This is a genomic window from Halomonas sp., assembly GCF_052095695.1.
GTDB lineage: Bacteria > Pseudomonadota > Gammaproteobacteria > Pseudomonadales > Halomonadaceae > Vreelandella.
Genome location: NZ_JBQDLQ010000101.1, coordinates 1 through 11,338 on the forward strand (window position 1 = coordinate 1; position 11,338 = coordinate 11,338).

Sequence of the window (11,338 nt, forward strand, 5' to 3'; positions counted from 1 at the left end):
CGAAGCACTGGCGCTAAAGCTTGGCCGCTTGGGTATTGAGCGTGTTAGTGACCTGTTGTTTCACCTGCCGCTACGCTATCAGGATCGAACGCGGCTGACGCCAATAGGCCTGCTGCGTGCGGGGCAGGAGGCGGTGATCGAGGGCGAAGTGACCGCCTGCGACGTGGTCAAAGGGCGCCGCCGCAGCCTGCTGGTGCGCCTGCGTGATGCTAGCGGTATTCTGAGCCTGCGGTTTTTTCACTTCTCGCCGGCCCAGCAGCAACAGCTGCGCCCCGGTGCCACGGTGCGCGCCTTCGGTGAAGCACGAGCTGGGGCGACCGGTTTAGAGATCTATCACCCGGAGTATCGATTAAGCGGTGGCAGTGAAACCCCGGTGGAGGAGTACTTCACGCCTATTTATCCCACCACCGAAGGCTTGAACCAGCCGCGGCTACGTGCCCTGGCGCAGCAGGCGCTGGGTTTACTGGACAATGCCCCCGAGGCCTTGCCCGATGTAATACCCGATGCGCTTCTCACGCGCTTTCAGCTGCCGGGCCTCCACGCCAGCCTGCACTTGCTGCACCAGCCGCCTCCCGATGTGAATATAGAGCAGCTGACCAGCGGCCAGCACCCGGCCACTCGGCGTCTGGCGCTGGAAGAGCTGCTTGCCCACCAATTAAGCCTGCGTGAAGTTCGCCTGCGTATTCAGGCGGACGGCGCGCCGACGCTACCCTCCGGGCGCAGTCTGCAGGCGCGCTTTTTGGCCCAACTGCCGTTTGCACTGACCGGCGCCCAGCGCCGAGTGTTGGAAGAGATAGGCCATGATTTAAGTCGCCCAGCGCCGATGCTGCGCTTGATTCAGGGCGATGTCGGCTCAGGTAAAACCGTTGTCGCCGCCATGGCCGCGCTGAGCGCCTTGGCGGGCAACTGCCAGGCGGCAATTATGGCGCCGACAGAAATCCTCGCAGAGCAGCACTACCGCTCGTTTAAAGCTTGGTTTGAGCCACTGGGCATCGAAGTGGCGTGGCTGGCGGGCAAGCTTAAAGGCAAGGCGCGGCTGGATGCCAAGGCGGCGATTGCCGATGGGCGCGCGCGTATGGTGGTGGGCACCCACGCGCTGTTTCAGGACGACGTGCACTTCCAGTGCCTGGGATTGGCGATCATTGACGAGCAGCACCGCTTTGGCGTGCATCAGCGCCTGGCGCTACGCGAGAAGGGCGAAGCGGGCGGGCTCACCCCACACCAGTTGATCATGACCGCCACGCCGATTCCCCGCACTCTGGCCATGAGCGCCTACGCAGACCTGGATGTCTCGGTGATCGACGAGCTGCCCCCCGGCCGCACGCCGGTTAAAACCGTAGTAGTGCCCGACGAACGCCGCCCCGAGGTAGTTGAGCGTATTCGGCTGGCCTGCAGCGAAGGCCGTCAGGCGTACTGGGTGTGCACACTGATTGATGAATCCGAGGTGCTGCAGTGCCAGGCCGCCGAGGTTACTCGTGATGAGCTAACCGTAGCGCTGCCCGAGCTGGCGGTGGGGTTAGTTCACGGGCGCATGAAGTCGAGCGAGAAAGCCGAGGTGATGACCGCCTTCAAAGCGGGGGAGCTGGATCTGCTGGTGGCCACCACGGTGATCGAGGTTGGGGTGGATGTACCCAACGCTAGCCTGATGATTATCGAAAACCCGGAGCGTCTGGGGCTTTCCCAACTGCACCAGCTACGCGGCCGGGTAGGGCGCGGCAGCACAGAAAGCTTCTGCGTACTGCTCTACCATCCACCGCTGTCGAAAAGCTCCCGCCAGCGCTTAGCGGTGATGCGCGAAACCACCGATGGCTTCCGTATTGCCGAGAAAGACCTGGAAATCCGCGGCCCCGGCGAAGTGCTCGGTACTCGCCAAACCGGCCTGGCACAGATGAAAATCGCCGACCTGGAGCGCGATGCTGACCTTCTGGAACGGGTCAGTGCCATGGCGCAAACCCTGCAAGGCAACTCCGACGTCACCGCCGTCCTGGTGCGTCGCTGGCTAGGCGAAGCGGCAGGGCGTTATGGGCAGGTTTAGGGTCGGCTCAAAGGCTGGAGTCACTCCAGGCCAACCGAGCCATCTCCTAGCCCTCGATACCGTCGTTACGTTGTGTACGGCGATGATAAAAAAACAGGTAAGCAAGCCCTAGTGGCGCAATAAAAATGGCAAATCCCCAGCAAAGCGTGATGGTGAATAACTTCACTATCAGCATGAACAAAGCGTTAACGAAGAACACGTTATTACCTATTAGAAACCCCATCACCTCTTCATAGACAAAGCGTGAGTAGGGATACAGCATGGCATTGGCGAGCAGCAATACAACTTGATCTATTCGTATTTGCCCTCCCCCCTGTGCCACAGTAAATAGAAGTAATGCCGACAAACCAGCTCCGAAGAGTAGCTGGCGAAGGTAATAGCGCGGTGAAAGGCCACCAAATGTCATGGCGATAAAATGACGCATGGATATCTCCTAATAATTCGTTTTCTTTTCTATCCGCGCCAGCTCAGGCGGCGGTAGCCGTCAATTAATGAAGCATTCGAGTAGTCAGCGTGCACTCAACGCATAGTCCAACCTTCCATTTTTTCCCTGGAGTGCTGTGAAGGCTGTTCCGCTGCTGTGTTGGTTGCCTCGCTAGGCATATCTACGCCGCGCCAGGCGAAATAGCGGTAGTGTCGGCTACCTATGCTGGCGTTCGCGCCTCCGGCCTGAAAGCTCTGGGCCTGATCGTCATCATGGCGGTCATGGATGCCATAGCGGAACAGATAGGCGGCCCCTGGGCTCTGTTCGAAGGTTGTCTCCATCTTACTTCGCGCTGACTCGCCACTGGTTCGGGCCATCCACTGCTGCGCCCAGTCTCCTTCTATCCTCAGGTGCCGCTGGGCATGGCTTGCAACCGCATTGGTCGCCGTACGGTGTTGACCAACGAGCATTCGTGCCTCCTGATCAACCTCTTTCAGCCAACCCCATTGTGCTTCCAGTTCACCCAACGCTTGCTCGATCTCTTGAGCGCTAGCGGTGATATCCTCCCACCCGGCAGGCTGGGTCAGCGAGGCCGTGGGAACGCCTAGGACGCCGCTGGGTGTTCGGCTGGGCAGCTCGTCGAGCCGGGCTTCCAGCGCAGCCTTGGTATCCCGGTATATCAGGTAGCGCTTGGCCAGCCAGGCGAGGTACAGCTCACTATGAAAGCGGAAGTTCTCGCCACTGGGCGTCCGATGCCCCCGGGTTGCCTCTGCGTAGGCCTGAGCCAGTGAAGGGAGTGTATGGCCCTCTATTACATCGTCTATTTCAAAGTGTCGGGCGTTCAAGACATCGCGTTCACGCAGTGTTTCCAAGCTTGGAATCGGCACACCCGCTCGATGCGCCATGCGATACATCCGGTGCAATGCATAGCGCGAAAGCTCGGCGCTGGTTTTCTGCTCGCCAGCTTTTAGGCCACCACCTATATCTTCGCTAATGCCAGGCAGCAACTCCTCGCGCCAGTTGGGGCGCTCCCCGCCAAGGGGGCGGCAGCGGCGGGTAATGCGTCGTTCGTGGGCGGCAATCAGATGCACCGCCCGGCGGCAGGCAGGATGCAGGGGGCCACCGTCATCGATTTCCGTGACGGCCGGTGTCAGGGCTTCCAGCGGGCCCATATCCGGGTGCGTGCGATGCACGCAATCGAACAGCCCGGCAAAGGCGACGACTATTTCCGCACCCTGGTAGCGGTAGGTGTCACCCTCGCGGTCGCAGGTTTTATCGAGCAGCTCGCGGATAAAAGCCTTGGCTAGGGCGGCGCCAAAATCGAAGCCGAATACCGAGACCCGAATCGTGCGTAATGGCATATCGCCTGAATTTGCTTGCGCCACCAAACGCTCAAAATCACTCATTGCTTTGGTTAGACGTGAGGCCGCCCCGCTGGTCAGTAATGTGGCCATCAAGGGAGTGTCCCGTAGCGGCGACCAGGACTCGATCCCCAGGCGTACCACCGCATCACGGGGTGCTTTTAGCCACCCCTTGAGCGAACTGAACTGCTGCACCAGGGTGCGTCGAGAGGTCTCCCACCAGGCTCGCCCGCTATCTTCAAGCAGCCCACGCCCTACCGCCTCACGGGCGCTACCACTGATATGTCCTTCGAGTGTGCTGTGGGCTTCACCGGGGGCCATACGCCCCACGGCGGCCATATTTTCGGACGCCTCGGTCTCCAGTTGCGTGCCCAGACCGGGAAGGTAGAGTTTACGAAAATGTTGCCCTGACTGATCACTCATTTCATCCGGAAAGACGTCATGCATACGAGCAATATTACTAAGACGACCCTCTAGTGAGTCTTTATCCAAGTTGCGTCCGATACCATCGAAGAAAATACCCACTTCCAAGACGCTATGGCAGGTCAGGGCATCTGTAGCGTTTACGTCATCCGCAATAGCGTTCAGTGCCTCACAGTTAGCTTCTATCTCCTGTTCGGTCATGGTTGGGCTTCCTCTTCGGGCTGATCCAAGCGCTTTGGCAAATGGGCATAAGGAGATATTAGATCGTCACTCCAGCCGAGCTTGACTTCGTTATTGGGCAGAAAATGCACATGCAGGTAACGGTCTTCCCGGCTACGTTCGGGCATTGGTAGCGTTACGCTATGCTCCTCCACCTCCATGCCCTGGCGTTCTTGGTCTCCTGTGATACTTAGAATCCACTCTATCTCTGCAGTATCACCGCTAATACGCTGACAGCAGACGACTCCCCCCCCACCGTAGGGGCCCACATTCCCCCCTCCTTGGCCGTTAACCCAAAAGCGGTGGATTGGGCGGTCAATATGGCTGCGCCCTTCGATAGAAGTATCTGTAGGTATGGGATGCAGGTTTGGCATAAAGAACAGCCATATGAGGAAACCTGCTAAAAGCACCGCTAGGCCCCAGCGTGCTTTCTTGGGCAGGCCGTCCCACATTTGATTAAACAACCAGTTCCAGATCCATCTCACCAGCATGGGTTACTCCTGATAGCGGGCCACATCGAGGCGCTTTGGCAAATGGTCATAGGGCGATACCAAGTCCGGGCTCCAGCCCAGCTTGACTTCGTTATTGGGCAGAAAATGCACATGCAGGTAACGGTCTTCCCGGCTACGTTCGGGCATCGGCAGCGTTGCGCTGTGTTCCTCTACCTTCATGCCCTGTCGCTCCTGCTCCCCCGTGATACTAAGAATCCACTCCACCTCGGCGGTATCACCGCTAATTCGCTGGCAGCATATTGTGCTCCCGCCGCCATAAGCTCCTAGGTTTCCTCCACCACGCTCATTAACCCAGAAACGATGGACAGGCCGATCGATATGATTATGCCCACGTATGGAGGTATCCGTGGGCATGGGATGTAGGTTGGGCATAAAGAACAGCCATATAAGGAAACCCGCTAAAAGCGCCGCTAGGGCCCAGCGTGCTTGCTTGGGCAGGCCGTCCCATATTTGATTGAACAACCAGTTCCAGATCCATCTCACCAGCATGGGTTACTCCTGATAGCGGGCCACATCGAGGCGCTTTGGCAAATTGTCATGGGGCGATACTAGGTCTTCACTCCAGCCCAGCTTGACTTCGTTATTGGGCAGAAAGTGCACATGCAGGTAACGGTCTTCCCGGCTACGTTCGGGCATCGGCAGTGTGACACTGTGCCTTTCAGGCTCATCGCCGCGCTCGAACTCCTCAACGATTCGCCCATAAACCCATTCCACCTCGGCGGTATCGCCGCTGATAGACTGACAGCAGACGACTCCCCCTCCACCGTAGGGGCCAACATTCCCCCCTCCTTGGCCGTTAACCCAAAAGTGATTTATGTAGCGATTAATATGACTACGACCTTCGATAGAGGTATCTGTGGGTATGGGATGCAGGTTGGGCATAAAGAACAGCCATATAAGGAAACCCGCTAAAAGCACCGCTAGGGCCCAGCGTGCTTTCTTGGGCAGGCCGTCCCACATTTGATTAAACAACCAGTTCCAGATCCATCTCACCAGCATGGGTTACTCCTGATAGCGGGCCACATCGAGGCGCTTTGGCAAATGGTCATAGGGCGATACCAAGTCCGGGCTCCAGCCCAGCTTGACTTCGTTATTGGGCAGAAAATGCACATGCAGGTAACGGTCTTCCCGGCTACGTTCGGGCATTGGTAGCGTTACGCTATGCTCCTCCACCTCCATGCCCTGGCGTTCTTGGTCTCCTGTGATACTTAGAATCCACTCTATCTCTGCAGTATCACCGCTAATACGCTGACAGCAGACGACTCCCCCTCCACCATAGGGGCCCACATTTCCGCCCCAGCGCCCGTTTACCCAGAAGCGATGAATTGGCCGATCAATGTGGCTACGTCCTTCTATTGAAGTATCTGTGGGCATGGGGTGCAGGTCAGGCAGAAAGAACAGCCAGCCCAGAAAGCCCACTAACAGCGCCGCCAGGCCCCAGCGTGCTTTCTTGGGCAGGCCATCCCAAATTTGATTGAACAACCAGTTCCAGATCCATCTCACCAGCATGGGTTACTCCTGATAGCGGGCCACATTGGGGCGTTTTGGTAAATGGGCGTAGGGGGGTACTAGGTTGGGGCTCCAACCTAGCCTAATCTCGTTATCAGGCAAAAAATGCACATGCAGGTAACGGTCTTCCCGACTACGCTCGGGCATCGGCAGCGTAACGCTATGCCGCTCGATTTCCATGCCTTGCCGCTCTTGCTCCCCAGTGAGACTTAGAACCCAAGCCACCTCAGCTGACTCGCCTTTAACAGACTGGCAGCATACCGTTCCTCCTCCCCCATGAGGATCTAGATTCCCTCCCCAGCGACCATTAATCCAGAAATCGTGAATAGGCCGATCAATATGGCTATGTCCACGTATGGAAGTATCTGTGGGCATGGGGTGCAGGTTAGGCAGAAAGAACAACCAGCCCAGAAAGCCCACTAACAACGCCGCCAAGCCCCAGCGTGCTTTCCTGGGCAGGCCCTCCCAAATTTGATTGAACAACCAGTTCCAGATCCATCTCACCAGCATGGGTTACTCTCGTTAATGGTCCATGGAAGGTTCAGGCTAGTGGAGCGAGATTAGCCAGTCCGCTCTTGGCGCGGGCTCCGCCGGTTTGGTTATCAGCCAATCTTCTGTTTGCTGCTGCCTTCGAAGTGCCGCTTCGATGTGTGACGTCAATTGCCAGGGGTTCGCACAGGTAGTTCCTGTTTTGGGGGCCTTCCAGCAAGTCCAGCCACCTTTCATATAGGGAATGAAAACTCGGCCAAGGGGCTTCAACCAGTGTTGAAGGAACACAGGGTCTGCATTGGCCAGCAGGGTTGTCCATACCTGTGGGTGCTGAAGCCTCACGAACGATTTTCCGCCAGCGGTATCGTCAAGAATGAAAAGTGTGCGCAAGTGCTCGACGATCTTGTCGAAAGAGACGGCCGACGTAGGCTTGAATACCCAGCCTGCCTGACACAGGCACAGTTGCATGGCGCGTTGCCAGGCTGGGCTATTGATCTCTATCTTGATCAGCAGCGGCTCTTCGGGTGATATCAGGCGAAGAGGAGTGTGACCAAACAACCCACTGTATTGCAGTACGCCGGGTAACGTCGTGGTATGAGCAAATGCGCCTTTCAACAGTTTTTCATCCAGAACGATATACGCATGCTGGAGCACTCTTGCGTCGGCAATGTCAGCGATGAATGTGCAATTGGCGCAGGGCTCCTTTTTCAAGTCCAACATTTACCTATCCTTGTCAGTGCTATCCAATCTGCAGGCTTGCTTCTTTTCGTGACGCCATACCTTGTCGCGCCGGGCCGTTGCGTTCGATTTGGGTTACGCATGGCTGCGCGATAACAGTTGGCGGTAGACGTAGGCCAGGCGCTCGCTGGTTTCAACCAGGCCTGCCTCGTTCGCGGCCAATAGCGCTGCCTGCACGCGCTGGGGGCGAGTGCAGGCGCAAACGTCTGCAAAAAGCTCTGGATGTTGCTGGCTTAGCAGCCGGGTAAAGGCGCGAACCTCGGGGTCACCTTGTAGTGCCTGATAAAGCTCAGGGTGCAAGGCCAATCGCCATGGCGTATTCACTGATACCTGAGCAGGCATCGTGCCCAGCGGTTGCCATCCCTGTCCATCGACCCGGCGCCACCACTGGCCGATACCACCGAAGAGCAAGGGGTGCCAGTCAGCCGCTGTCTCCGCGTGTAATGACTGGATCACGTGCGGCAGGTAAAACCTGAGCAAGGAGGGCGGTTCATCGACGGGGCACGCTACCATTGCGGGTGCCAACTGATTGACCAGTTGTTGGGGAGTCAGGTGGCTTTCGATCCAGGCGTGTACCCCACAGCCAAGCTCCTTTTGTGTGGCCATCGCGGTTATCGCGCTGGCCGTTACCTCGAAGAGGCAAGGCCCTTCGCGGGTCAGGTGTGGCTGCTCCTCATCCTGTAGTAATGGCCAGGCCGAAACACCCTCCGTTTCGAATAGCACGGTGCGTAAGGTGGGCTTCAGGAGCCCCAGTTCGATCAGGGCCAGACGTTTTAGCCCCTTGTCCGCTGGCCAAGGGGATCGTTGCCAATCGGAGGGTATATGACGGGCATCATCCATAGGTCACCCCTCTGCCTGAATCATTGTTTGCCCCGAGGCCAGCGCGGCTTGCCAACACTCCTCACATACTTCCGGCACCTTGAGCTGTGTCGTCAGCAGGGCCTCTTGGGATAGCGCATTAACCCGTTCATGTGTTTCCGCCATTGCCCGCCCCGGCAATAGCGGGCCTTCCACTGCCTGCCCGGAGCCGTTGCCGGGGTTGCCGCCTGCGTTGACCCGCACCGAGGGGCCCACCAGGGTGATGCCGCCGCCGTCCAGCTTGATGAAGCTGCCGGCGGCGTTCAGGGTGAGTTCGTCGCTGGCTTCCAGTACCACCTTGTGGCCTGCCTTGATGTGCAGCTCTCGGCCACTTTCACTGAGCCAGGCCTGCCCTGCCTTGATGTGCAGCGTGCCGTCGATGGTGAGGTGCTGCTGGCCTTCGGTGTGCTCGAAGCGGTTGCCGTGCACCGTGTGATGGTCGTCGTTACTAATCTCGCTGATGCGGTCGTTCTTGACCTTCAAGAAGCTGTCGTGGCGGATCTCTTCGGTGCGGTCATTGAGGGTGAGCAGCTCTAAATCTTTCTGGGCGTGGAGCCAGATCTGCTCTTCGCCCGCTTCGTCTTCGAAGCGCAATTCGTTGAAGCCGTCGGCCTTGTGGCTCTGGGTGCGCAGTACCGTGCGGGTCTTGTGTTCCGGCAGCGGGTACGGGGCGGTGTTCACCGCGTGGTAGGTGCGCCCGGTGACCAGCGGTTGGTCCGGGTCGCCTTCCAGAAACGAGACGATCACTTCGTGGCCAATGCGGGGGATGGCGATGCTGCCGTAGCCGCCCCCGGCCCAGCCCTGGGCGACGCGGACCCAGCAGCTCGCCGTGTCGTTGGTCTCCGCATAGCGGTCCCAAGGGAACTGCACTTTGACCCGGCCGTGTTCGTCGCAGTGAATCTCTTCGCCTTCCGGGCCGACCACGAAGGCGACCTGAGGGCCATCCACACGCGGTTTGGGATTCAGGGTTGCTCGCCAGGGGGCATCACCGGGGATCAGCATGACCTGGTTGTGGTAGCGGGTCATTCCGGCGCTGTCTGATTGGGTGATACCGTCTTCTTCCAACGCCTGGGGCTGTTCACCGAAGTGGCTTACTTCAATGGCCTGCCAGTCGCGGTTGAGGCTGTCGGTATCGTGGTCGGTTAGGGTAAAGCGCAGGCCGGGGGCAAGTTCGGGTAGGTCGCTTTCGGCGTTGGCGGTGAGCGCTTCACGGCGTAGCTGCTCCAGGCGAATGCGCGTAAACGGCTTACCGGAAGCATCTTGCTTATAACGGCCGGGGTAGTCGTAGTGCTCGTAGTCAGCGTTTTGTCCGTGCTGCTCAACATCGCGGCCTAGGTGTTCATGCAACTGCGCATAGGCCGGGTTTTTAAAGCTGTAGTCTTTCAGGGTGGCGGTGGCCGCCGCTACACGGGCGGTATGGCTGAGTTTACGCACATGACGCGTGGGTGCTGTTCCACCAGCGCGGCTGTGGTAAGTGCGTTCGCCCAAGCTGGTGAGTACTTTTGGATCATCGGCAAAGATTAAGCGGTGGGTGCCGCCATCACTCTCTTCAAATTCATGAAAGTAGAACAAGCCTTCTTCGGCGGCCAGGCGTTCGATAAAGGCGAGGTCGGTTTCGCGATACTGAACGCAGTACTCCCGCTCGGCCAATTCACGATTAACCACAAAGGACACATCGGTAATACCCCGCTCGTCGCAGAGGGTATTAATGATCGTGAGCGAGTCGACTTTTTGGAAAATACGCGAGTTCTGGCGAAGCGAGAGCCGCCATAGCGCTGGGCGCAGCACTAGGGAGTAGAAGGTACGGCGGTGGCCGCGATCACCCCGACCAAATTCAGCAATAATGCCGTGTACCCGACGCAGCGGTTCGCCGTCCTGCCAGATGGTCAGGGTGGCTTCGCGATCCAGCAGTTCAGCGGCATCAAGACTGCCGTCCCGGCTCGCTAGGTTCAGCACCAGCTCAAAGGGCTGGGAGATCGCCTCGCGGTGGGTAAAGTCGATCACCGCGACGTCATCAACGCCGGGTAGGGTTAGGGTGAACTGCAGACCAGTGCTGGCTGACATCACGCCGCTCCATGAATCGTCAAAAACTAATAAAAACGATTAGGATAGCGAGCTGAAAGCGCAGCACAACCCAAAAAAGCGATTGCAGGGCAAGTCACAGGGATCTCTTACACGCTTGTAAGATATGGCTTACAAATTTCCAATATATGGCTTGTACGAGAGCGTTACGGGCAACTATTTGCTTATTGCTGGCGTGTTAACAAGCCTATTAGCGGCCTCACCCAACGGGGCGAGCTGCTCGGTAATAAGGCGCAGCTGGCTCTGGATAGGGCGATAGAGCGTAATCGCCTGTTCGTCCGCGGATACCGCGCTCTGCTCTTCTAGCTGGGCTAATAGCTCGGCGGTTTGATCCGCGAGTGGCTCAACCGGCTGGCGCTGGTTTAACCTTTCCGCGATCTGTCCCAACAACTCACCAATACGTTTTGCTACCGGCACCAGCGTGGCGTCATCTTCATCGTCAGCCAACTGGTGGCGATGGGCGCCCAGTGCAGAGAAATGGCTGAGCAGAGTATTGGAGAGCACTAAAAAGCGCAGCCCGTTGTCCGCGTCCTGCTTTCGGTAGTGCCCCGGCTCATGGAGCATATTGGTGAGCAGGGTGGAGAGCGCCGCGTCGGCATTATGGGCATTGCGTCGCGCTAGTCGATAGGCCAAGTCATCCTGCTTGCCCGCTTCATACTGGTGGATGATCTCTTCTAAGTAGCGGCGG

Annotated in this window: 11 protein-coding genes and 1 pseudogene; 1 reads left to right on the plus strand and 11 read right to left on the minus strand. The window is 58.1% G+C overall.

Features of this window, described 5'->3' with window-relative positions; genetic code table 11:
- Window positions 1-2,035 (plus strand): ATP-dependent DNA helicase RecG (gene recG / locus ACTH5D_RS15420; RefSeq protein WP_441672792.1); only part of this gene is annotated, 2,035 nt, incomplete at its 5' end.
- Between the two features lie 46 nt (window positions 2,036-2,081).
- On the opposite strand, the gene ACTH5D_RS15425 is transcribed toward recG, so the two are convergent.
- The 11 genes and pseudogenes from ACTH5D_RS15425 to ACTH5D_RS15475 all read right to left on the minus strand — a co-directional run.
- Window positions 2,082-2,459 (minus strand): hypothetical protein, encoded by a 378-nt coding sequence (locus ACTH5D_RS15425; RefSeq protein WP_427029356.1) that lies wholly within the window; start codon window positions 2,457-2,459, stop codon window positions 2,082-2,084.
- Window positions 2,460-2,554: 95 nt separating this feature from the next.
- Window positions 2,555-4,444, minus strand: coding sequence for a DUF2235 domain-containing protein (locus tag ACTH5D_RS15430; RefSeq protein ID WP_427029354.1), 1,890 nt, complete (start codon window positions 4,442-4,444; stop codon window positions 2,555-2,557).
- Window positions 4,441-4,953, minus strand: coding sequence for a DUF3304 domain-containing protein (locus tag ACTH5D_RS15435; protein ID WP_427029352.1), 513 nt, complete (start codon window positions 4,951-4,953; stop codon window positions 4,441-4,443). The genes ACTH5D_RS15430 and ACTH5D_RS15435 overlap by 4 nt, the downstream gene beginning before the upstream one ends.
- A gap of 3 nt (window positions 4,954-4,956) precedes the next feature.
- On the minus strand, window positions 4,957-5,463 hold the full coding sequence (locus ACTH5D_RS15440; protein ID WP_441672795.1) for a DUF3304 domain-containing protein: 507 nt from the start codon (window positions 5,461-5,463) through the stop codon (window positions 4,957-4,959).
- Window positions 5,464-5,466: 3 nt separating this feature from the next.
- Window positions 5,467-5,973 (minus strand): DUF3304 domain-containing protein, encoded by a 507-nt coding sequence (locus ACTH5D_RS15445; RefSeq protein ID WP_427029349.1) that lies wholly within the window; start codon window positions 5,971-5,973, stop codon window positions 5,467-5,469.
- Window positions 5,974-5,976: 3 nt separating this feature from the next.
- Window positions 5,977-6,483, minus strand: a complete 507-nt coding sequence (locus tag ACTH5D_RS15450; protein ID WP_441672797.1) for a DUF3304 domain-containing protein — start codon at window positions 6,481-6,483, stop codon at window positions 5,977-5,979.
- Between the two features lie 3 nt (window positions 6,484-6,486).
- The gene (locus tag ACTH5D_RS15455) at window positions 6,487-6,993 is read right to left on the minus strand and encodes a DUF3304 domain-containing protein (RefSeq protein WP_427029346.1); all 507 of its coding nucleotides are present in this window, start codon (window positions 6,991-6,993) and stop codon (window positions 6,487-6,489) included.
- A gap of 36 nt (window positions 6,994-7,029) precedes the next feature.
- Window positions 7,030-7,692 carry a DUF4123 domain-containing protein gene (locus ACTH5D_RS15460; RefSeq protein ID WP_427029344.1) on the minus strand — a complete coding sequence of 221 codons (663 nt, stop codon included), beginning with the start codon at window positions 7,690-7,692 and terminating at the stop codon, window positions 7,030-7,032.
- 93 nt (window positions 7,693-7,785) lie between these two features.
- Window positions 7,786-8,550 carry a DUF4123 domain-containing protein gene (locus tag ACTH5D_RS15465; protein WP_427029342.1) on the minus strand — a complete coding sequence of 255 codons (765 nt, stop codon included), beginning with the start codon at window positions 8,548-8,550 and terminating at the stop codon, window positions 7,786-7,788.
- Window positions 8,551-8,553: 3 nt separating this feature from the next.
- Window positions 8,554-10,632, minus strand: coding sequence for a type VI secretion system tip protein TssI/VgrG (gene tssI, locus ACTH5D_RS15470; protein WP_427029340.1), 2,079 nt, complete (start codon window positions 10,630-10,632; stop codon window positions 8,554-8,556).
- Window positions 10,633-10,806: 174 nt separating this feature from the next.
- A pseudogene (locus tag ACTH5D_RS15475) lies at window positions 10,807-11,338 on the minus strand (YccS family putative transporter); the annotation flags it as partial.

Coding starts and splice junctions, on each gene's coding strand:
- ACTH5D_RS15425 (WP_427029356.1), bottom strand. CDS start 2,459: ATGCGTCATTTTATCGCCATGACATTTGGTGGCCTTTCACCGCGCTAT.
- ACTH5D_RS15430 (WP_427029354.1), bottom strand. CDS start 4,444: ATGACCGAACAGGAGATAGAAGCTAACTGTGAGGCACTGAACGCTATT.
- ACTH5D_RS15435 (WP_427029352.1), bottom strand. CDS start 4,953: ATGCTGGTGAGATGGATCTGGAACTGGTTGTTTAATCAAATGTGGGAC.
- ACTH5D_RS15440 (WP_441672795.1), bottom strand. CDS start 5,463: ATGCTGGTGAGATGGATCTGGAACTGGTTGTTCAATCAAATATGGGAC.
- ACTH5D_RS15445 (WP_427029349.1), bottom strand. CDS start 5,973: ATGCTGGTGAGATGGATCTGGAACTGGTTGTTTAATCAAATGTGGGAC.
- ACTH5D_RS15450 (WP_441672797.1), bottom strand. CDS start 6,483: ATGCTGGTGAGATGGATCTGGAACTGGTTGTTCAATCAAATTTGGGAT.
- ACTH5D_RS15455 (WP_427029346.1), bottom strand. CDS start 6,993: ATGCTGGTGAGATGGATCTGGAACTGGTTGTTCAATCAAATTTGGGAG.
- ACTH5D_RS15460 (WP_427029344.1), bottom strand. CDS start 7,692: ATGTTGGACTTGAAAAAGGAGCCCTGCGCCAATTGCACATTCATCGCT.
- ACTH5D_RS15465 (WP_427029342.1), bottom strand. CDS start 8,550: ATGGATGATGCCCGTCATATACCCTCCGATTGGCAACGATCCCCTTGG.
- tssI (WP_427029340.1), bottom strand. CDS start 10,632: ATGTCAGCCAGCACTGGTCTGCAGTTCACCCTAACCCTACCCGGCGTT.